We start from the raw sequence: 20,130 nt of genomic DNA, 5'->3' as shown, positions 1-20,130 counted from the left end.
ACATGACGTCGCGCGGCTTCACCACCATCGAGAATGAATGGATCACGCTGAAGGACGGAACGCGGCTTGCGGCGCGCATCTGGATGCCCGACGGCGCGGCGGAAGACCCGGTTCCAGCCGTCTTCGAATTCCTGCCCTATCGCAAACGTGACGGCACCAGCCCCCGCGACGAGTCGACCTATCCGGTGTTCGCCGCCGCCGGCATTGCCGGCGTGCGCGTCGATATCCGCGGATCGGGCGAATCCGACGGCGTCATCGACGGCGAATATACCGAACGCGAGCTTGCCGATGCCTGCGAGCTGATCGCCTGGATCGCCGCGCAGCCCTGGTCGAACGGCGCGGTCGGCATGATGGGCATCTCCTGGGGCGGTTTCAACAGCCTGCAGGTCGCAGCCCTGCGCCCGCCGGCGCTGAAGGCCGTCATCTCGATCGCCTCGACCGTTGATCGCTATAATGACGACATCCATTACAAGAACGGCTGCCATCTCTCCGCCCAGCTCTCATGGGCAGCGACGATGCTCGGCTACCAGTCGCGCCCGCCCGATCCCGCCCTTGTCGGCGAACGCTGGAAGGAGATGTGGATCGAGCGCCTGGCAGGCGAACCCTTTCTCATGGAGGCGTGGCTGACCCATCAGCGGCGCGATGATTTCTGGCGGCACGGCTCGATCTCGGAGGATTTTTCCCGCGTCGAGATCCCGACGCTTGTCATCGCCGGCTGGGCCGACGGCTATCGCAACACGCCGCTCATGGCGGTCGAGGGCTTGGGCGACAAGGCAAAAGCGCTGATCGGCCCGTGGGTGCACAAATACCCGCATTTCGCCTGGCCGAAACCGCGCACGGATTTCCATGCCGAAGCAATCGCCTGGTGGAACAAATGGCTGCGCGGCGAGGACAATGGCATCGACCGCCTGCCGCAGGCGCGCGCCTATATTCTCGATGCTATCCGCCCGGCTCTTCGTCGCGACAGCGATCCGGGTTTCTGGGTAGCGAAGGACAGCTGGTCGCCGCCGAAGATGCAATGCTTCTATGTCGAGCAATTCGGCAGGCTGACGGAGGGCATGCCGATCCCGCATGCGCCGGAGCATCCCGTCTATCTGAGTTCTCCCCTCGATACCGGCACGGCATCGGGTGAATATTTCACGCTGAAGCCCGATGCCGAAATGGCGATCGATCAACGCTTTGACGATGCCGGCTCGCTGGTCTTCGATACGATGCCGCTGGCGCGGGATCACGACTATCTCGGCCGGCCGGTGCTGACGCTTGCACTGCGCTCCCGGGCAACGAGCGGAAATCTTTGCGCCCGGCTCGTCGATGTTCATCCCGACGGCACGGCGACGCGGGTCGCCTTCGGCGTCGTCAACCTCACCCATCGCGACGGCAACGCCGATCCGAAACCGCTGACCGCGGGCGAGACAGTGTCGATCCGGCTCGTGCTCGATGCCTGCGGCTATCGCTTCCGCAAGGGACATCGCATCCGCCTTTCGCTTTCCACCGCCTATTGGCCGATGATCCTACCGCCGCCGGAAGACGGGGGGATCGATATCGATATCGCCTCACTTGGTCTTGGGCTGCCGATGCTTGGCGAACACGAGAGGATTGAAATCGACGAACCGGCCAATCCCGATCCTTTGCCGAAATATATCGAGCATGCCGCCGCCGCGACCAAGCGACAGGTCGTCCGTGATCTTTCGTCGAACCGCACGAAATATCGCATTCATGAGGATACCGGGCTCACCGAACATCCTGAGACCGGCCTGTCGACCCGGCAGTTGCGGGAGGAAGTCTGGTCGATCTCGCCCGGCGATCCGCTGTCGATGACGGGGATTTCGACCTGGACCTGCGACATGCGCCGTCCCGGCTGGTTCGTCCGCACCGTCGCAACTGCGCGGATTGCCTGCACGGCGACCGATTGGATCATCAGCGCCATCGTCACGGCTTTCGAGGATGACGTGCAGATCTTCGAAAAGGTCTTCGCGGAAAAGAAGATCGCCCGCGACCTGATGTGATCGTCAGGCGGTCGCAAAATGCCGGACGGCCTCGCAGACCGCGCGGAAGCCGTCCTTGGCGCCATCGCTCATGTGGCGGGCGCGCAGCCAGGCATGCACCATCTGCGGCTCCTCCCGGAACGAGACCTCGATGCCCTCCGCAGCCAGCCGGGCGGCATATTGCCGGCCGTCGTCGCGGAGCGGATCGAAGTGCGCGACCGTGATGAAGGCCGGCGGCAGCCCGGCAAGCGACGGCGCCTGCAGCGGCTCGGCGATCTCATTGTTGTCAGGCGCCTGCAGGATCGTGCGATAATAGGTGACATCCGCCGTTGTCAGGCCGGGTGCCGCAGCCATTTCGACGTAGGAACCCGCGGCAAGGTCGCCGCCGAGCGCCGGGTAGATCAGCGCCTGGCCGACGACGCCCGATAGCTCCTCATTGCGCGCGCGCAAGGCAAGGCCGGCCGCAAGATTGCCGCCGGCGCTGTCGCCGATCAGCACGACCTTGCTCCCGGCGGAAAGCAGATGTTTCAGCACGGCAAAACCGTCATCCGTCTGCGCCGGCCAGCGATATTCGGGCGCGAGCCGATAATCGACCGAGACGAGTTCCGCACCGGCGAAATCGGCGATCTCGGCGCAGATGGCATGATGGCTCTCAAGCGAACCGACGACGAACCCGCCGCCATGAAGATAGAGCAGAATGGTGCGGGTAACGATTTTGCGCGGACGGTAGCGCCGGATCGGTACGCGCTGAACCATGCCGTCCGCAAAGATCATATCCGGGGGCAGCGGACGGTCGAAGCGCGCGCAAAGAGCATCGTACCAATGCCGCTGCTGTTCGACCGATGCCTCAATCGCATCCGGCGGATAAAAAGCATCGCAAATTGCGAGAAATTGCAGGATGCCCTTTTCGGTGGGGACAGGCGTTGGAGCGGACATTGAGGGTCCTTTCGATTTGGAACATGCAGATCCATGTCCCTGGCCGACTCTGCCGTCATCTTGCGCCTTTGCGATGGAACCGATCTGTCCGGCAGCGACCCGTTTATGTCGCGGCGCTCGATTATTTTGAGCCCAATTCAAAATTCGCAAATATTTTTTTGGCGTCGACCCAAGGAAAGCCATCGGAGAAACGTCTCAATCCCGAAATAGCATCTTGCTTGATAGCTTGGGGGTAGGTGCGCATTGGATGCGGAGCTCATAGAACGAGCGCAGGGGGGTGACCGGGAGGCCTTCGGGCAACTGGTCTCGCGCCATTATGATTTCGTCCACGCGACGGCATGGCGATGGTCAGGCAGTTCCACCGACGCCGACGATATCGCCCAGGAGGTCTGCGTCAAGCTCGGCGCGGCCATCCGCGGCTTTCGCGGCGCCAGCCGCTTCAGGACATGGCTCTACACGCTGACGCTCAACGCCGCCCGCGACCATAGACGCAAGCTTGCGCGGGAAGAGCAGACATTCCGCGCTTACGCGGCCGAACCGCAGCAGGATGCGCCGGGCGGAAACGACGACGAGCTATCGAGCGCATTATGGGCGGCCGTGCGCGCTTTGCCGGAACGGCAATGCGACGCCGTGCTGCTCGTCTATGGCGAAGGCCTCAGCCATTCGGCGGCCGCCGATGTCATGGGCTGCTCGGAGGCGACCGTGTCCTGGCAGGTCCACGAGGCGCGCAAGAGGCTGAAGGCCATGCTCGGCAAGGAAGAGGTATGATGGACAAGGAACTCGAAAAGCTCTCCCGCCTCGCACCGCCGGCAGCCGATCCGCAGGCGCGTGCACGCGCCCTTGCCGCGGCGATGCAGGCCTTCGACGGCGCAGAAAATAATGCAGCGGCAGCCCAAGGAAATGCGAAAGGCCGGCGTCCAAGCTCCATCATCAACTGGATATGGAGCCCTGCTGTGAATAAGAAATTCCTCGCCGGTTCAGCCCTTGCGACGCTGCTCGTCATTCCCGCCGCCGGTTATCTCACTTTCGAGCTGACCCGCAACCAACCGATCGTCGAGAAGGAAAGGATCGAGGGCACTGTTTCGAAAAATGAAGTGCCGATACCGACTGGCCGGCCGGCCGCGCCCGCGCTTTCCGAAGCGGTGACTGAAGAGAGCCGGCTGCCTCAATCCACGGCGGCCGACAGCGCTCAAGCCTTGCAGGACAAGGAGCAGGCGATCGCGGCGCGGAAATCTGATCTCAATTCGGACGACGTCTCCGCCCTCTTAAATAAGCGACGTACAATGTCCGAAGGGGCCAAGCGCTCTGTCGCGCAGGGTATCGTCGCCCCAAATCAGCAGGCAGCCGAGCCGATGGCCATCGCCCCCTCGCCTGCTCCGCCGACGGAAAGCCGTATGCAGGTTCAAGTCGATCCCGGCCGCGAACGCTTCGCCAATGCGGCGGCAAATCCGATCAAGAGTGTCGCGGCCGATCCGGTCTCGACCTTCTCCGCCGATGTCGACAGCGCCTCCTATTCCTTCGTCCGCCGGTCGCTGACCGGCGGGGCAATGCCCGATCCGCAATCGGTGCGCGTCGAGGAGATGATCAATTACTTCCCCTATGATTGGCCGCGTCCCGACAAGGCTGACCAGCCCTTCAAGGCGACAGTGACGGTGTTGCCGACGCCGTGGAACCACGACACGGAACTGATGCATGTGGCGATCAAGGGTTATGACATCGCGCCGGCGACTGCGCCGCACGCCAATCTCGTCTTCCTGATCGACGTGTCGGGCTCGATGGACGAGCCGGACAAGCTGCCGCTGCTGAAGAGCGCCTTCCGTCTATTGGTCAACCGGCTGAAGCCAGACGATACCGTCTCGATCGTCACCTATGCCGGCAATGCCGGCACGGTGCTCGAGCCGACGCGGGTGGCGGAGAAATCGAAGATCCTCTCGGCAATCGACAGGCTGGAGGCTGGAGGCTCGACCGGCGGCGCCGAGGGTATCGAGGCGGCCTACGATCTTGCCAAAAAGGCCTTCGTCAAGGACGGCGTCAACCGGGTGATGCTGGCGACGGACGGCGACTTCAATGTCGGCCCGTCGAGCGACGAGGATCTGAAGCGCATCATCGAGGACAAACGCAAGGAGGGCATCTTCCTCACTGTTCTCGGCTTCGGCCGCGGCAATCTCAACGATTCCCTGATGCAGACGCTGGCGCAGAACGGCAATGGCAGCGCCGCCTATATCGACACGCTGGCGGAGGCGCAGAAGACGCTGGTGGAAGAGGCCGGATCGACGCTGTTTCCGATCGCGAAGGACGTCAAGTTCCAGGTCGAATTCAACCCGGAACGGATCGCCGAATACCGGCTGATCGGCTACGAGACACGGGCTCTCAAACGCGAGGACTTCAACAATGACCGCGTCGATGCCGGCGATATCGGCTCCGGCCACAGCGTCACGGCGATCTATGAGATCACGCCCAAGGGAAGTCCCGCGGTCATGAATGACGACCTGCGTTATGGCGCCGCCGATAAGGCATCGGCCGAGACATCGGGCAGCGCGCATCAGGGCGAGCTTGCCTTCGTCAAGATGCGCTACAAGCGGCCGGGCGAGGACAAGAGCGCCCTCATCACCACGCCTGTCGACGACCGCAATACGGTCGCCACCGTTGACGCCGCTCCGCAGGATGTCCGCTTCTCGGTGGCCGTCGCCGCCTTCGGCCAGAAACTGAGCCGCACCAGTGCCCTCGATGCCTATTCCTATCAGGCGATTGGCGATCTCGCTGCGGCATCGCGGGGGGCAGACCCCTTCGGTTACAGGTCCGATTTCCTCGGGCTCATCCGATTGGCTGACGGCCTCGGTCAATGATGAAAGAGAAGCATTGCGAAGCAGGGGCCGCCTGGGAGGGCGGCCTCTGTTGCTGGGCGTTTGAAGATTGAGCTGGATTTTCAGTGGAGCGAGGAGCTTCGCGTTCAGCTGCGGGCAAACTCGGGAAGGGGGCCGATGTCGTGGTTGTCGGCGGCCTGAAGTGCTGCGACATAGCGCATGCGTAGATCGCCCATGTCGCTGAGGCTCCCGCTCCCCCAACTGAAGGGTTCTTCCTTCAGTCTTTCCACGAGAAGATCGGCCGTCAGTCGCGCATGGCGCCCGTTGCCGTTTGGGAACGGGTGGATGGCGACCAGACGATGGTGGAATCGGATTGCAATCTCGTCCGCAGCGAAGGTGTCATGCTCGATCCAGTATCGCACGTCGGCAAGCAAAGCCGCGAGCTCGACCGGGATGCGGTAGGCCTGAATACCAACGTTCCGCTCCGTCGCCCGGAAGCGACCTGCCCATTGCCAGACCTCGCCGAACATGCGTCGGTGCAATGTGCGCATAAAGTCTTCCGTCAGCACCTTGTCGACCGGCATACGCCGTCGTCCGCGGCCCCAGGCTGCGCCCTTGACGATGTTCTCCTGTTCGGCCTCGTTGAGGTCGTTTCGATGCGTGATCCAGCTTTGAAGCAGGCCCTCGCGTTCCTGCGGTTCAAGCGGTGTTGCGTCCTCGGGTTCCTGGAAGAGGTCGGTCATTTCTCTGACCAGAGATCGCGCTCGGAAAGCTGGTCACGGATGTAGGCCTGGATACGGGATTCAAGATCGGCGTCATCGGTGCCCTGTGCCTCCAGGCGCATCGTATGCGCGACCCGCTGAAGTTCGCGCAACGCGATCTTTCTTGCCCGGCCGTTGAGTGCAGCCTCGAGCGACGTATTCGGGACCAGTGCGTAGACAAGCGTGCAGTCGAGCGCTTCGGCTGCGCGGCGCAAGGTGCTAAGTTGGATCGTTCCTGATGCCTCCGACTTCTCGATCGCTTCCACTGTCTGCGGCCGGATCCCCATCCGGGAACCGAGTTGCGCTCCGGTCATGCCGAGTGCGTCTCGCAATGCGCGAACCCATCCTTTAGGGGGCGCTCTGAAGTTCTCCACAGGCTGCAGTGCATGAAGGCGTTCATCAAGCCGTTTCCGCGCTCGTTTTCGCACTTCGCCTTTCATCACTGAAACCTTTTTACCGAAATCATATCACAGACTGATCTAGGATAACTAGATATCAGTCTATAGGGTGATAAACAACTAATAAAATCAGCCTATAAACTGAGCTTTGTGTGCATCGACACAGGTTGTGGACTGATTTTGTTGTGGGCCTAGGGGTTTACTAGCGACAGTCGACCACACATAACATAACGCTTCAACGGAGAACGGAACGACAGCCCGCTCTATCCCAGCCTCGACCCATTGGCCGTGAGATAGACAGCGTAGAGCGACGTGGTGGCGGTGATGAAGAGGCGGTTTCGTTTCTCGCCGCCGAAAGCGACATTGGAGACGATCTCGGGAATATGGATCTTGCCGAGCAGTGTCCCATCCGGATCGTAAGCGTGCACACCGTCTCCGGCGCTCGTCCAGATCCTTCCCTTCCGGTCGACGCGGAAACCATCGAAAAAACCCGCGGTGCATTCGGCGAAAATGCCGAGGTCGGTCAGCTTGCCGTCATCGGACACGGCGAGCTTTCTGATATGGCGCGGACCGCCGGATAGGTGCGATGCCCCGGTATCGGCGATGTAAAGCACCGTTTCGTCGGGAGAAAAGGCCAGCCCGTTCGGCTTGACGAAATCGGACGTCATCCGATCGGTCGTACCTGTTACCGGATCATGCCGGTAGACGTGGCATCCGCCGATTTCCTCTTCGCCGTAGTCGCCCTCATAATCGTGGAGGATGCCGTAGCTCGGGTCGGTGAACCAGATGGTTCCGTCGGATTTGACGGTGACGTCGTTGGGCGAGTTGAGCCGTTTGCCGGCAATGCGATCGGCCAGCACGGTAATCCCGCCGTCGAAATCCGTTCGCGTGACACGGCGCGCCAGATGCTCGCAGGTGATCAGCCGTCCCTGATTGTCGACCGTGTTGCCGTTGGAATTGTTGCTGGGCGAGCGGAAGACCGACGTCTGCCCGCTGGTGTCGTCGTAGCGCATCATGCGATTGTTGGGGATATCCGAGAAGACCAGATAACGTCCGGCGGCAAACCAGGCCGGCCCTTCCAGCCAGCGGCCACCCGTCCAAAGCCGCTCGACGCGGGCATGGCCGACGAAACAGCTTTCAAAGCGTGGGTCGAGCACTTCGAACCCCGTACCCTCGATTTCTCCGAACATGATGTCCCTCACAGATTGTTATCGATATCATCCTGCCCTGTTTTTCGCCCTTCGTACAGAGATCGACGAACTGTGGAACGCGGCACTCCTGCAATAATATTGATTGTGCGATGATAGCGATAACTTTATCGTGTCCTGAGTTGCCCAACTTGGAAGCTGTTTGAAAGCGGAGCCGGTGAAAGACGAGGATGAGTCAAAAGGCAGGCGTCTCAAGGGAGGAGACGCCCAAAAGCTGACGATGGCCGAAGTCGCCAAATATGTCGGCGTATCGGCCATGACCGTTTCGCGCGCCTTTCGCCAGGATGCGAGCGTTTCCGAAGAGACCCGGAAGCGCATCATGGAAGCCGTCGATGCGCTCGGTTATGTGCTCGATCTCTCCGCCGGCAGCCTTTCCTCTCGGCGCAGCGGCTTCATCGCGGCGCTCGTGCCCTCCATCAACAATTCGAATTTTTCCGACACCGCACGCGGCATCACCGATGCCTTGGAAAATACCGGCCTTCAGCTCCTTCTCGGCTATACCGATTATTCCGCCGAAAAAGAGGAAAAGCTGATCGAGGCGATGCTGCGCCGGCGCCCCGAAGGCATCATCCTGACAGGCGGTTCGCATACCGACCGGGCGCGGCGCATGCTTGATAAGGCCGGTATTCCGGTGGTCGAAACCTGGGAAATTCCGGAAGAACCGATCAATCATGTCGTCGGCTTTTCCAACAGCGAGGCGATGTCCCTGCTGGTGCGCGCGCTTGCGAGCCAGGGCTATCGGAGGTTCGGCTATATCGGCGGCACAACGGCGCGCGATACGCGCGGCAGCCAACGGCGAAGCGGTTTCCTGAAGACTGTCGAAGAACTGGGCTTGGGACCGGGGCGGGCGATTTCCTTCGGGGTGCCGCCGATCACGATGGAACAGGGCGGCCAGGCGGTGGTGAGCCTCCTGGAGCGCTGGCCGGACACGGAAGTGGTTCTCTGCGTCTCCGACCTGTCCGCCTTCGGCGCGATCATGGAATGCAAGCGCAGGGGAATGCGCGTACCTGAAGATATCGCCATTGCCGGCTTCGGCGACTATGAGATCTCGTCGATCTGTCATCCCAGCATTACGACGATCAATGTCGACTGTTACGGCATCGGCCGCCAGGCCGCTGCCCGGCTGCTGGATGCCCTGCAGGCGGGCGGCGAGGCGACCGGCGACGAGATCACATTGACCGGCTACAGGGTCGTCCTGCGCGAAAGCACGGAGCGCGGCGCCCGATAATCGGCGCCCATAATCGGCGCCTTGTCAGAAGGCGATCTGGACTTTCATCGATTTGCTGCGGTCGCTGGCCAATTCGAAGGCGGCGACGGCCTCGTCGATGGCAAAAACCCCTGTCAGCAGCGGCTTCAGGTCGACGCGGCGCGCGTTGATCAGCTCGACGGCAAGCGCAAATTCCTCGTGAAAGCGGAATGTTCCGCGCATCTCGATTTCCTTGGCGACGATCATGTTCTGCGGGATGGAGACATCGCCGCCGAGGCCGAGTTGCACGAGAACGGCGCGGGGCTTCAACGCCTCCAGGCCGGCGCGCACCGCCCGCTCATTGCCCGACGCTTCGAACATGACGTCGAAATAACCCTTGTCGGCCCCGTAAGCGGCGAGGTCAGCGGCATGCGTGGCGACATTGATCGTCCGATCCGCGCCGCTGGTGCGGGCGATCGCCAGCACGCTGTCGGTCACATCGGTCGCGACGATTTCGCGGGCGCCGAGAACGCGCGCGGCAACAATCGCCAGCATCCCGATCGGTCCGCAACCGGTGACGAGAACCCGTTTGCCCAGCAGCGATCCGGCGCGGCTGGCCGCATGCAGCGTTACGGCAAAGGGTTCGGCGAAGGCGGCCTCGTGAATGGAAATGCCCTCAGTGACCTTGTGGCATTGCCAGCGCTCCGCCACCAGCCGCTGGCGAAAGCCGCCCTGAATATGCGGCATCGGCATGGCGCTGCCGTAAAATCGCATGTTGAGGCAGTGGTTCTGCTGTCCCTTCAGGCAATATTGGCAATGATTGCACGGCCGGCTCGGGGACACCGCAACACGGTCTCCGACGGCAAGATCGCTCACACCGGCACCCAGCGCCTTGACCGTGCCGGCGATTTCGTGGCCGAGGATCATCGGCTCGCGCAGGCGAACGGTGCCGAAGCCGCCATGATTGTAATAATGCAGGTCGGAGCCGCAAATGCCGCCGGCTTCGATGGCGATTTCCACCTGCCCCTCTCCCGCAACCTCCGGCTCGCGCTCCTCGATCCTGAGATCCTTGGCGGCATGAATGACGATGGCTTTCATAGCGAATCCCTCACACGACGGGAGTTGGAAGCGGGTTGCCGGCAAAATGCGCGGCGAGATTGTCTCTGACCAGCTGGCCCATGGCCTTGCGAGTCTCGACGGTACCGGAGCCGTGATGGGGCTGCAACACCACGTTTTGAAGCGTCAGGAAACGCGCATCGATCTTCGGTTCGTTGAGGAAGACGTCGAGGCCGGCGGCCTGGATGGTGCCGTCCTGGAGGGCCGCGATCAGCGCCTCTTCGTCGACCGTCGTTCCGCGCGAAACATTGATCAACATGCCGTTGGGGCCGAGCGCTTTCAGCACCTCGGCATTGATGATCTTCATCGTCGCCTGCCCGCCGGGGACGATGACGATCAGAAAATCGGCCCAATCGGCAAGTGCCACAAGGTCCGGCTGGTAGGCGTAGGCGACATCCTTGTGCTCATTGCGGGCGAAATAGGCGATGTCGCAGCCGAAAGCGGCGGCCCGCCTGGCGATCGCCTTGCCGATCCGCCCCATGCCGGCAAGTCCGACCTTCTTGCCGGCGACGCGGGTCACCAGCGGCATGGCGACATTGCCCCACTGGCCGGCGCGGACGAAAACATCGGCCTGCGGAATCTGCCGCGCCGTGGCAAGCAGCAATCCGATGGCGATATCGGCGACGTCCTCGGTCAGCACGTCAGGGGTATTGGTGACACGAATGCCGTTGGCGCGGGCATAGGAGAGGTCGATGGCATCGGTGCCGACGCCATAACAGGAGACGATCTCCAGCTTCGGCAATTGTTTCATCAGTTCGGCGGAGGCGCCGAGTTCGCCACGCGTCGCAATGGCGCGAACATTCTTGCCGACCCTTGCAATCAATTCCTGCTTATCGGTCGCTTCCCACAGGCGGTGAACGCGATACTTCGCCTCCAGATCGACCATATCCCATTCCGGATAGGCTCCGGTCATCAAGATCTCTACCTCAGGCATTCCGTCTCCGTCCCGCATTTTGACAGTTGATTATGTTATCGATAACATATAATCCGGAAAAGCGATGTCAAGTGAGTTTCACCTGAAGTGGCGGTATAAGCCGTCATTCGCAGCGACACCGGAGGAGTTACTTGCATGAAGAACCTGTTTGATCTGACCGGGCAGCTTGCCCTGATCACCGGCTCGAGCCAGGGGATCGGTTATGCGCTGGCCGAGGGCCTGGCGCAGCATGGCGCCGAGGTCGTCATCAACGGCCGCACGCCCGAAAGCGTCAAACGGGCCGTCGAGAGCCTCAAGGCTCAAGGCCTGTCGGCGCATGCGGCCATCTTCGATGTGACCAGCAAGGACGCCGCCAAAGCGGGCATTGATGCGATCGAGGCCGATATCGGCCCGCTCGACATCCTGATCAACAATGCCGGCATGCAGTTTCGCACGCCGCTGGAAGACTTTCCGGCGGACAAATGGGAGCTACTGCTGACCACCAATATTTCGAGCGTGTTTTACGTCGGCCAGGCAGCCGCCAAGGCCATGATCGCCCGCGGCCAGGGCAAGATCATCAACATCGCTTCGGTGCAGAGCGAACTGGCCCGCCCGGGCATCGCCCCCTATACCGCGACCAAGGGCGCGGTGCGCAACCTGACGCGCGGCATGTGCGCCGACTGGGCCAAGCACGGCCTGCAGATCAATGCGATCGCGCCGGGCTATTTCAAGACGCCGCTCAACCAGGCGCTCGTCGACAATCCGGAATTCTCGTCCTGGCTGGAGAAGCGGACGCCGGCCGGACGCTGGGGCAATGTCGAGGAACTGGTGGGTGCCGCCGTCTTCCTCTCCGGTCGCGGCTCGTCTTTCATCAACGGCCACACGCTGTATGTCGATGGCGGCATCACGACCTGCCTCTGACCGAGACACGACGATGGAGAGCGAGAAAGAAGCGTTGCCTCTGGCGGTCGTGGTCATGGGCGTGAGCGGTTGCGGCAAATCCTCGGTTGGAGCGGGAATCGCCGCTCGAAACGGCGTGCGATTTGTGGAGGGCGACCAACTCCACCCCGCGGCAAATGTCGAGAAGATGGCGAAAGGCATACCGCTCACCGACGCCGACCGCCTGCCCTGGCTCGACCGGATCGGCGAGGAAATAAAGACCGCGCAAAGGGCGTCGCAGGGGTTGGTTATTTCGTGCTCGGCGCTGAAGCGCAGCTATCGGGACCGGTTGAGACAGGCGGCTGGCGGGCGCCTGGCCTTTGTTTTCCTGGAGGGCTCGCGCGACCTGCTGCTGTCGCGGATGCAGGCCCGCCAGGGCCACTTCATGCCGGCGTCGCTGCTCGACAGCCAGCTGCAGACGCTGGAACCGCCGACCGGTGAAGCCGGTGTGGTAACGGTGGCGATCGATAGGGCTTTGGATGATATGGTGGCGCTGGCTTGTGAGGGGCTGGGCGTGGCCGTCAAGGGAGGTTTTCATGCAGGATGATTATAGAGCAGATGTCGCCGTTATCGGCGCCGGCATCATGGGAACGGCGATCGTCACGCGGCTGATCGAAACCGGCCACAAAGTATCGGTCTTCGATCTCGATGCCGAGAAGGTTGCAGCATTGACGGCAAAGGGCGCTCACGCGGCGAGCTCCGTGGCGACTGCCGTCTCGGCGTCGGAATTCTGCATTCTCAGCCTCAATCACGCCAGCATCGTGCGCGCCGTCGTCTTCGGCGAGAAGGGGGTTGCGGCGGCGGCGATCGCCGACAAGCTGCTGATCGACATGTCCTCCATCGACCCCACTGAGACGGCCGACATGGCGAAACGGCTGCGTGCGGAAACCGGCATGGCATGGGTGGATTGCCCGCTGTCGGGCGGCGTGCCCGGCGCGCTCGGCGGCAAATTGACGATCATGGCCGGCGGCAGCCCCGAGGATTTCGAGCGGGCGCGTGTGGTGATGCGGCATCTTGCCGCCAATTATACGCTGATGGGCGCCTCCGGCGCCGGGCAGACCACCAAGCTGATCAATCAGCTGTTCTGTGCCGTGCTGTTCCAGGCGGTCGCCGAAGCCGTCAAGCTCGCGGAAGCCGGCGGCGTCGATCCCGCCGCAATTCCGGCAGCCCTTGCCGGCGGCCGGGCGGACAGCCGGATATTGCAGGAATTCATGGCGAAATTCGCCGCCCGGGATTTCTCGCCGACAGGCAGGATCGACAATATGCTGAAGGATCTGGATTCGCTCCAGGCCTTTGCGCTGAAGACCAAGACGCCGCTGCCGATGACGGGTGCGGTGGTGGAGATTCACCGCCTGCTTTGCGCCGCCGGCCTTGGGCCGAAGGACTCTGCCGAGATGATGCATCTCCTCGACGGATTTCGCGCCAGCTGACGTCATCTGGCGGCGTTGGGGATTGTCACTTTCCGCTTGACTACTGCGGAATGTTATCGATAACATATTTTTGTAAGGACAGCTGCAGCTTTGGGAGGAGCCACAGTGGAAGCCAAGAGACTGCTGGAGTTCCAATCGATCACCAAGAGCTTCGGCGGCACGCAGGCGCTGCGTGACGTCTCGATCGATCTGCGCGAGGGCGAGATCCTTGCGCTGCTGGGCGAAAACGGCGCCGGCAAATCGACGCTGATCAAGACGCTTGCCGGCATCTACAAGCCGGATAACGGCGACATCCTCTTTCGCGGCCAGAGCTACCATCATCGCCCGCCGAAACCGAACGAGCGGCAGCCGGTCGCCTTCATCCATCAGGATCTCGGTCTGATCGAGTGGATGACGGTCGGTGAGAATATGGGTCTGTCGCAAGGGTTCTCGATGCGAAGCGGCCTGATCGACTGGGGAAGGACGCAGGCGCGGGCCAAGGAAGCCTTGAAGCTGGTCGGCTGCGACTTCGATCCGACGACGCGGGTCTCGGCCCTGTCGCGTACCGAAAAATCGCTCGTCGCCATCGCCCGCGCGCTTGCCGTCGAAGCCGATGTTCTGGTGCTCGACGAGCCGACGGCGAGCCTGCCCGCCGATGAAGTCGATCGGCTGTTCAACGCGATCCGCCCGCTGAAGGAGCGCGGCGTCGGCATGATCTACGTCTCCCACAGACTGGACGAGATTTTCCGCATCGCCGATCGCGTCGCCGTGCTGCGCGACGGATGCATGGTCGGGCAGAAGCCGGTCAGCGAGACCACCCCCGACGAACTGGTGACGATGATCATCGGCCGCAGCGGCGACAGTCTCTTTTCCAAGACCGAGATCAAGCCCGGCAAGGCGATCGTCAAGGTCCGCGACCTCGTCTGCGCCGGCACGAGCCCGATCTCCTTCGATATCCGTGAGGGCGAGCTGCTGGGCCTGGCCGGGCTGCGCGGCGCCGGCCAGGAGCGCATCGGCCGGGCGCTGTTCGGCTGCGAGCCCTTCAATGGCTCGGTTCTGCTGCATGACCAGGCGCCGGATCTGTCCAGCCCGCGACAGGCCATGGCGTCGGGCATCGGTCTGATCGCCCGTGACCGGACGGAGGAATCCGTCGCGCTGTCGCTTTCCATTCGGGAAAACACCTATCTCAATCCGGGCGCCGTCGGCCGCGGGCTTTTCTCCTTCCTGTCGCCGCGCGGCGAAGCCGATCTTGCCCATGCGATCGGCCATTCCGTCGGCCTCAGGCCGAACGATCCGGATCTGCCGGCGGAAGCGCTGTCGGGCGGCAACCAGCAGAAAGTGGTCGTCGGCCGCTGGCTGGCGACCGGCCGCAAGCTGCTGGTCGCCGAAGACCCGACCGCCGGCGTCGACATCGGCGCGCGCGCCGAGATCTACCGCCTGATCACCCAGGCGCTGGAAGCCGGTCTGGCGGTTGTCGTGGTCTCGACGGATTTCGAGGAAATTGCCCATATCTGCCACCGCGCGCTGGTTTTCTCGCGCGGCAAAATCGTCAGCGAACTGAGTGGAAGCGCTCTGACGACGGAGGCGGTCATCACCGCCGCCTCCGCATCGGAAGCGGCTTGAGCCATCGGGAGAACAGCCATGCAATCCATTGAATCCACTGCGCTGGAGCCGACCAAGAGCGAAATGGCCGGCCTGTCCACCGGTCAGAAGATCGGACGCCTGATCCCGGTTTACGGGCTGGTGATCCTGACTGTCGGCCTGATCGTGCTCTTCTCGATCCTCCTGCCCGATACCTTCCCGACCGTGCTGAACGTCCGCTCGATCGTCTCCGACAAGGCGATCATCGCGCTGCTGTCGCTCGCCGCAATGATCCCGATGGCATCGGGCCGCATCGATCTGACCGTCGGTTACGGCATCGTGCTCTGGCACATTCTCGCCATCAGCCTGCAGACGGTCTACGGCCTGCCCTGGCCGGTCGCCGTCGTCATCGTGCTCGCACTCGGCGTTCTCACCGGCTTCATCAACGGTCTGCTGGTCGAGGTCGCCAAGATCGATAGCTTCATCGCCACGCTCGGCACCGGGACGGTTCTCTACGCGCTTGCCCTCTGGCACACCGGCGGCCGACAGGTGGTCGGCGTCCTGCCGGAAGGTTTCTATGCGCTGAACGGCACCATGCTGTTCGGCCTGCCGATCACCGGCTTCTACGTGCTCCTGATCGCGATCTGCATGTGGATCGTGCTCGAATACCTGCCGATCGGCCGCTATCTCTACGCCATCGGCGCCAATCCCAAGGCCGCCGCCCTCAACGGCATTCCGGTCCGCAAGTTCGTGATGGGGGCCTTCATCACCTCGGGTCTGCTGGCGGCTCTGACCGGTGTCCTTCTCGCCTCGAAGCTGCGCATCGGCCAGGCGAGCGTCGGCCTCGAATATCTGCTGCCGGCGCTTGTCGGCGCATTCCTCGGATCGACGACGATCAAGCCGGGGCGGGTGAATGTCTGGGGCACCCTGATCGGCGTCATCATCCTGGCGGTCGGCATATCGGGAATTCAGCAATTCGGCGGATCGTTCTTCGTCGAACCGCTGTTCAACGGCGTAACCCTGCTGATTGCCATCGGCATAGCAGGTTACGCCCAGCGCAAGCGCGGAGCTGTGAGGAGGATCACACCCGCATCCAAATGAGGATGCCGGCTCAGCCGGTGTTCCAGAACAAACAAAATGGAGGAGTGAACATGAAGCGCAGGACTTTAATGCAGGCAACGGTCGCAACCGTCGCCCTTCTGCTCAGCGTGCCGGCACTGGCCGATTCCATGGCCGACGCCAAGGCCGTGGTCGACAAGTATGCGTCCAAGGTGAGCGCTTGGGATGGCCCGACGAGCGGCCCGAAGGGTGCGAGCGGCAAGAACATCGTTATTCTTGCCGGCGATATGAAGAACGGCGGCATCCTCGGCGTGGTCAACGGCGTTCAGGAAGCGGCGGGCGCCTTGGGCTGGACGGTGAAGGCGCTTGACGGCGCCGGCTCGATCGGCGGACGGACGGCGGCCTTCGGCCAGGCCATGGCGCTGAAGCCCGACGGCATCATCATCAACGGTTTCGACGCCGTCGAGCAGAAGCCGGCGATGGAAGCGGCCAAGGCGGCCGGCATTCCGATGGTGTCCTGGCACGCCGCCTCGGCCGTCGGCCCGGTTCCCGACGTCGGCGTATTCGCCAATGTGACCACCGATGCGATGGAAGTCTCGAAGTCCGCGGCGGACTGGGCCTTCGCCGATGCAGGCGGCAAGCCGGGTGTCATCATCTTCACCGACTCGACCTATGCGATCGCGATCGCCAAGGCCGACCGCATGAAGAAGGAGATCGAGGATCTCGGCGGCACCGTGCTCGAATATGTCGACACGCCGATCGCCGAAACCTCCCAGCGCATGCCGCAGCTGACGACGTCGCTGCTGCAGAAATACGGCGCCAAGTGGACGCATTCCCTGGCGATCAACGACCTCTATTACGATTTCATGGGACCTTCGCTCGCGTCGGCCGGCATTGCCGGTGACGGCAAGCCGGTGAATGTCGCGGCCGGCGACGGTTCGGAGAGCGCCTATCAGCGTATCCGCGCCAAGCAGTTCCAGGCCGTTACCGTTGCCGAGCCGCTCAATCTGCAGGGCTGGCAGCTGGTCGACGAACTGAACCGCGCTTTTGCCGGCGCCCCGTGGTCGGGCTATGTGTCGCCGCTGCACGTGGTGACCAGTGAGAATGTCGAATTCGACGGCGGACCGAAGAACAGCTTCGATCCCGATAACGGTTACCGCGATCAATATAAGAAAATCTGGGGCAAATAAGCCTTTCCAAGGGCGTATCGAAAGATACGCCCTTATCCCCTGACATCACATCAATACCGATCCAGCTCCGGCGAGTTTTGGAAGAGAGAACCTATGATCATTCGTTATGCTTTGTTTGAAGGCGAAATCCATCCCGGTCGGGAAGAGGAGTTCCGCGACTTTGTGAGACAGCGCCTTGTCCCTTTGTGGACGAAATTTCCCGGAGCCGAAGAAATCCGGGTGCTGGACGGGGTCGAACGCGACGAAGGCGCGCCGGTCTATGCCATGGCTCTGGCCATTCGGTATCCTCACATGGAGGCCGTGAACGCAGCACTTCTCTCCGACGTGCGGTTTCAGAGCCGCGAGGTCACTGGCGAGCTTCTGAAGCTTTTCACCGGCAAAGTGCATCATCACGTGTTCGCCGCCAACGAATATCCTCCGCGCGTCGCCTGACATCAGGCGGAGCAACCGGCGAGCACCAAGTGTTACGCCGGCGTCGCCATGCAGCGGTTGCGGCCGGCATTCTTGGCGGCGTAGAGGTTGGCGTCTGCGACATGCAGCGCAGCCTCCAGCCTGTCGGTCAAAGACCAGTCCGCCAGACCGATGGAGCAGGTGACCTCAAGCTTCGGGGTCACCGCCGACCATTCATGGTCCTGCACCCGCAGGCGCAGCCGCTCGGCATCGGCAAAGGCGTCGCCGGCTGCCGTGCCGGGAAGCAGAAGCAGGAATTCCTCGCCGCCCATGCGGATCGCCAGGCTGCCTTCCGGTCCGATATCGCCCAGCAATCCGGCAATCTGACGCAGAACCATGTCGCCCGTCGCATGGGAAAAGATGTCGTTGATGCGTTTGAAGTGGTCGATGTCGAACAGCAGCAACGCCGCATGGGTCACACCGGATTCGGCCCAATCCCTGCATCTGAGCTGCAATTCGCGGCGATTGCCGAGGCCGGTCAGCGGATCGGTGCGCGATGCCAGCACCGCCTCGCGCTGTTCGGCGGCAAGCCGCAGATTTTCCTCCAGCAGGCGCTCACGCTCCAGCCGGGCGCTGTCTTCCTTGCGGCGCATCGTCTCCAGGTCGAGCGCCAGCTTCATCGTATAGGCACGCGCCGAGGCAAGTCGCCGATAATCCTCGATCACCATCTCATGATAGATCTTGTGATAGTCGAAGGCCGCCTTCCAGTCGCCGGCCATTTCGGCAATCCGGAAGCGCATGTCGAAATGGCGCAGTTTCATGCGTGGCGTGGCCAGAACGGCTTCCATCGCCTCGATGGCTGCAAGCAGCGACACGGCTTCGCCGAAAGCGCCCTGCCCGGCCAGAAGATAGGCGTACCAGTAGGAAGCTTCCGCCAGCAGCACCTCGTCCTCTGCGACCCGGGAGGCGGCGATGGCGGCGATATAATGGGCGGCCGCCGCGGCATCTTCGCCGCGCGTCCATGCCAGGAGCCCGAGATAGCAATGGCACTCGGCAATCTCATAGGGCAGGTTTTCCGCCTGAGCCTCGGTCAGAATCGACCGCAACTGATCTTCCGTGCGGGCAACCAGGGCGTTGTCGATCTCCCGCCCTGCCAGGCGATGCTCGCCGAGTGCGCGTGCCGCCATGCGGCTGGCAATCGAGCGGGCAATCAGCACGGAGCCTTTTGCCAGAGCGCTCGTCTCCGCATAATCCAGACTTTCGGCGGCCGCCTCGGTCGCGCGATCGAAGTCCTTCGTGTCGAACAATGCCACCGCATAGGCCGTGCGTGCCCGCCAGTTGGCGAGCGGATCCGTGCAGGACTTGGTGCGCTTTTGGCAATCGGTCAGAAGGGCGAAGCCGGTTTCCAGATCGCCGAGGGCCACCAGAAGGCCGCCATGGATCGACTGCAGGGAAATGATGGCAGCCTGGTCCTGGCAATAGCGGAGCCAGGTTTCGGCGCGAATGCATATTTTCAGGCCCTCAGCCAAGCTCTCCTTGTTGAAATGAATAAGCGCCAGCCGATGCGAGGCGCGCAAGGCTCCGGCAACATCGCCTGCCTCGAGCGCGGCTTCATAGGCGGCCTCGCCGACCTCGAGCGCTTCGCCGGTGCGGCATTCCCAATCCAGGCGCACGGCGCTCTCGAGCAGCACCTGCCAGCGCGCCGTCAGGTTCTCATTCTGCCGTGACTTGGAAGACGCCTGTGGTGCCACCTCTGCCCCATTTTTTCCGAGCGTATCGTCCATCAGAACTTCTAAAAAATTCTCAAAGAGTTTCGCTTAACAAGCGACGAACATCGGCTCGCGCTTCCGCAAATCATTATTCGGGCACCGCTTACGCGAACATTCAGCGGTCTTTTTTGCAACAGAAGATATGCGTCTTTTCCATACAGCAACTTCACATATTCTTCCCCCGTGCGAAAATTAGTCCTTTTGCGCAAGAATGCAGATGAAATATCCAAAAAACGTAACAGAACCATGCCGTCTCGGCGTCGTTTACATTCTCTAAAATATATCACCTTATTTTTAAGCTATCGGAGCGACGTTCCAAGGGAGCGTTACCTGCGCCATGACGGCGGGCCGGGCACCCGAAATCTTGCATGAATTGACGTTGTTCCCGTGACGCAGGCCTCGCATCTCGGACGCATTGGCGCCGTTCACGGAACAGGCGCGGGCGTCGGCATGCAAGTTTCCGCGGGCGGAGAGCTTCTGCAGGGT

General features: G+C 62.2%; 18 protein-coding genes. 11 read left to right on the top strand and 7 right to left on the bottom strand.

Translation table 11 applies throughout. The features are described 5' to 3' along the window. Positions 1-2: 2 nt before the first annotated feature. Positions 3-2,006 (top strand): CocE/NonD family hydrolase, encoded by a 2,004-nt coding sequence (locus CO655_RS13340; RefSeq protein WP_097664988.1) that lies wholly within the window; start codon positions 3-5, stop codon positions 2,004-2,006. A gap of 3 nt (positions 2,007-2,009) precedes the next feature. On the opposite strand, the gene CO655_RS13335 is transcribed toward CO655_RS13340, so the two are convergent. Next, on the bottom strand, positions 2,010-2,921 hold the full coding sequence (locus CO655_RS13335; protein WP_097664986.1) for an alpha/beta hydrolase: 912 nt from the start codon (positions 2,919-2,921) through the stop codon (positions 2,010-2,012). 243 nt (positions 2,922-3,164) lie between these two features. Here CO655_RS13335 and CO655_RS13330 point away from each other — a divergent pair, with 243 nt between their 5' ends. Beyond that, a complete protein-coding gene (locus tag CO655_RS13330) occupies positions 3,165-3,689 on the top strand; it encodes an RNA polymerase sigma factor (RefSeq protein ID WP_097664985.1) in 525 nt (174 codons plus the stop codon). After that, a complete protein-coding gene (locus CO655_RS13325; protein ID WP_097664984.1) occupies positions 3,686-5,767 on the top strand; it encodes a VWA domain-containing protein in 2,082 nt (693 codons plus the stop codon). The genes CO655_RS13330 and CO655_RS13325 overlap by 4 nt, the downstream gene beginning before the upstream one ends. Positions 5,768-5,871: 104 nt before the next feature. Here CO655_RS13325 and CO655_RS13320 read toward each other — a convergent pair whose 3' ends face one another. The 3 genes from CO655_RS13320 to CO655_RS13310 form a co-directional block, all read right to left on the bottom strand. Continuing rightward, positions 5,872-6,468 carry a mobile mystery protein B gene (locus CO655_RS13320; RefSeq protein ID WP_097664983.1) on the bottom strand — a complete coding sequence of 199 codons (597 nt, stop codon included), beginning with the start codon at positions 6,466-6,468 and terminating at the stop codon, positions 5,872-5,874. Further along, positions 6,465-6,926, bottom strand: coding sequence for a mobile mystery protein A (locus CO655_RS13315; protein WP_097606070.1), 462 nt, complete (start codon positions 6,924-6,926; stop codon positions 6,465-6,467). Before CO655_RS13315 ends, CO655_RS13320 begins: the two co-directional genes overlap by 4 nt. Before the next feature lie 221 nt (positions 6,927-7,147). Continuing rightward, on the bottom strand, positions 7,148-8,074 hold the full coding sequence (locus CO655_RS13310; RefSeq protein WP_097664982.1) for an SMP-30/gluconolactonase/LRE family protein: 927 nt from the start codon (positions 8,072-8,074) through the stop codon (positions 7,148-7,150). Between the two features lie 175 nt (positions 8,075-8,249). Here CO655_RS13310 and CO655_RS13305 point away from each other — a divergent pair, with 175 nt between their 5' ends. Next, positions 8,250-9,320: a LacI family DNA-binding transcriptional regulator gene (locus tag CO655_RS13305; protein WP_097606302.1), complete on the top strand. Its 1,071-nt coding sequence runs from the start codon at positions 8,250-8,252 to the stop codon at positions 9,318-9,320. Positions 9,321-9,344: 24 nt separating this feature from the next. On the opposite strand, the gene CO655_RS13300 is transcribed toward CO655_RS13305, so the two are convergent. Beyond that, complete coding sequence (locus CO655_RS13300; RefSeq protein WP_097664981.1) at positions 9,345-10,376, bottom strand: L-idonate 5-dehydrogenase; 1,032 nt, start codon at positions 10,374-10,376, stop codon at positions 9,345-9,347. 10 nt (positions 10,377-10,386) lie between these two features. Then, positions 10,387-11,328, bottom strand: a complete 942-nt coding sequence (locus CO655_RS13295; protein ID WP_097606073.1) for a 2-hydroxyacid dehydrogenase — start codon at positions 11,326-11,328, stop codon at positions 10,387-10,389. A 135-nt stretch (positions 11,329-11,463) separates the two neighbouring features. Here CO655_RS13295 and CO655_RS13290 point away from each other — a divergent pair, with 135 nt between their 5' ends. The 7 genes from CO655_RS13290 (at position 11,464) to CO655_RS13260 (ending at position 17,917) form a co-directional block, all read left to right on the top strand. After that, positions 11,464-12,228: an SDR family oxidoreductase gene (locus CO655_RS13290; protein ID WP_010029976.1), complete on the top strand. Its 765-nt coding sequence runs from the start codon at positions 11,464-11,466 to the stop codon at positions 12,226-12,228. A 13-nt stretch (positions 12,229-12,241) separates the two neighbouring features. Continuing rightward, the gene (locus tag CO655_RS13285) at positions 12,242-12,793 is read left to right on the top strand and encodes a gluconokinase (RefSeq protein WP_097664980.1); all 552 of its coding nucleotides are present in this window, start codon (positions 12,242-12,244) and stop codon (positions 12,791-12,793) included. Beyond that, positions 12,783-13,676, top strand: a complete 894-nt coding sequence (locus CO655_RS13280; RefSeq protein ID WP_097664979.1) for an NAD(P)-dependent oxidoreductase — start codon at positions 12,783-12,785, stop codon at positions 13,674-13,676. Before CO655_RS13285 ends, CO655_RS13280 begins: the two co-directional genes overlap by 11 nt. Positions 13,677-13,781: 105 nt before the next feature. Next, on the top strand, positions 13,782-15,278 hold the full coding sequence (locus CO655_RS13275; RefSeq protein WP_097664978.1) for a sugar ABC transporter ATP-binding protein: 1,497 nt from the start codon (positions 13,782-13,784) through the stop codon (positions 15,276-15,278). A gap of 18 nt (positions 15,279-15,296) precedes the next feature. Then, positions 15,297-16,337 carry an ABC transporter permease gene (locus CO655_RS13270; protein WP_097606077.1) on the top strand — a complete coding sequence of 347 codons (1,041 nt, stop codon included), beginning with the start codon at positions 15,297-15,299 and terminating at the stop codon, positions 16,335-16,337. 50 nt (positions 16,338-16,387) lie between these two features. Beyond that, on the top strand, positions 16,388-17,485 hold the full coding sequence (locus tag CO655_RS13265; RefSeq protein ID WP_097664977.1) for a substrate-binding domain-containing protein: 1,098 nt from the start codon (positions 16,388-16,390) through the stop codon (positions 17,483-17,485). Positions 17,486-17,578: 93 nt separating this feature from the next. Further along, positions 17,579-17,917 (top strand): hypothetical protein, encoded by a 339-nt coding sequence (locus CO655_RS13260; RefSeq protein WP_097580874.1) that lies wholly within the window; start codon positions 17,579-17,581, stop codon positions 17,915-17,917. Between the two features lie 32 nt (positions 17,918-17,949). On the opposite strand, the gene CO655_RS13255 is transcribed toward CO655_RS13260, so the two are convergent. After that, positions 17,950-19,659, bottom strand: a complete 1,710-nt coding sequence (locus CO655_RS13255; RefSeq protein WP_245423790.1) for a GGDEF domain-containing protein — start codon at positions 19,657-19,659, stop codon at positions 17,950-17,952. Between the last annotated feature and the right edge of the window lie 471 nt (positions 19,660-20,130).

It is taken from the genome of Rhizobium sp. M1, from assembly GCF_002531805.1.
Lineage (GTDB): Bacteria > Pseudomonadota > Alphaproteobacteria > Rhizobiales > Rhizobiaceae > Rhizobium > Rhizobium etli_C.
Note: the sequence above shows the minus strand (reverse complement) of the source record. Positions and strands in the feature narration are given on the sequence as shown.

Bases quoted from the DNA above. Each gene is read 5' to 3' on its own strand.
- CO655_RS13340 (WP_097664988.1), top strand. From the start codon at position 3: ATGACGTCGCGCGGCTTCACCACCATCGAGAATGAATGGATCACGCTG.
- CO655_RS13335 (WP_097664986.1), bottom strand. From the start codon at position 2,921: ATGTCCGCTCCAACGCCTGTCCCCACCGAAAAGGGCATCCTGCAATTT.
- CO655_RS13325 (WP_097664984.1), top strand. From the start codon at position 3,686: ATGATGGACAAGGAACTCGAAAAGCTCTCCCGCCTCGCACCGCCGGCA.
- CO655_RS13320 (WP_097664983.1), bottom strand. From the start codon at position 6,468: ATGACCGACCTCTTCCAGGAACCCGAGGACGCAACACCGCTTGAACCG.
- CO655_RS13315 (WP_097606070.1), bottom strand. From the start codon at position 6,926: ATGAAAGGCGAAGTGCGAAAACGAGCGCGGAAACGGCTTGATGAACGC.
- CO655_RS13310 (WP_097664982.1), bottom strand. From the start codon at position 8,074: ATGTTCGGAGAAATCGAGGGTACGGGGTTCGAAGTGCTCGACCCACGC.
- CO655_RS13300 (WP_097664981.1), bottom strand. From the start codon at position 10,376: ATGAAAGCCATCGTCATTCATGCCGCCAAGGATCTCAGGATCGAGGAG.
- CO655_RS13295 (WP_097606073.1), bottom strand. From the start codon at position 11,328: ATGCCTGAGGTAGAGATCTTGATGACCGGAGCCTATCCGGAATGGGAT.
- CO655_RS13290 (WP_010029976.1), top strand. From the start codon at position 11,464: ATGAAGAACCTGTTTGATCTGACCGGGCAGCTTGCCCTGATCACCGGC.
- CO655_RS13285 (WP_097664980.1), top strand. From the start codon at position 12,242: ATGGAGAGCGAGAAAGAAGCGTTGCCTCTGGCGGTCGTGGTCATGGGC.
- CO655_RS13280 (WP_097664979.1), top strand. From the start codon at position 12,783: ATGCAGGATGATTATAGAGCAGATGTCGCCGTTATCGGCGCCGGCATC.
- CO655_RS13270 (WP_097606077.1), top strand. From the start codon at position 15,297: ATGCAATCCATTGAATCCACTGCGCTGGAGCCGACCAAGAGCGAAATG.
- CO655_RS13265 (WP_097664977.1), top strand. From the start codon at position 16,388: ATGAAGCGCAGGACTTTAATGCAGGCAACGGTCGCAACCGTCGCCCTT.
- CO655_RS13260 (WP_097580874.1), top strand. From the start codon at position 17,579: ATGATCATTCGTTATGCTTTGTTTGAAGGCGAAATCCATCCCGGTCGG.
- CO655_RS13255 (WP_245423790.1), bottom strand. From the start codon at position 19,659: ATGGACGATACGCTCGGAAAAAATGGGGCAGAGGTGGCACCACAGGCG.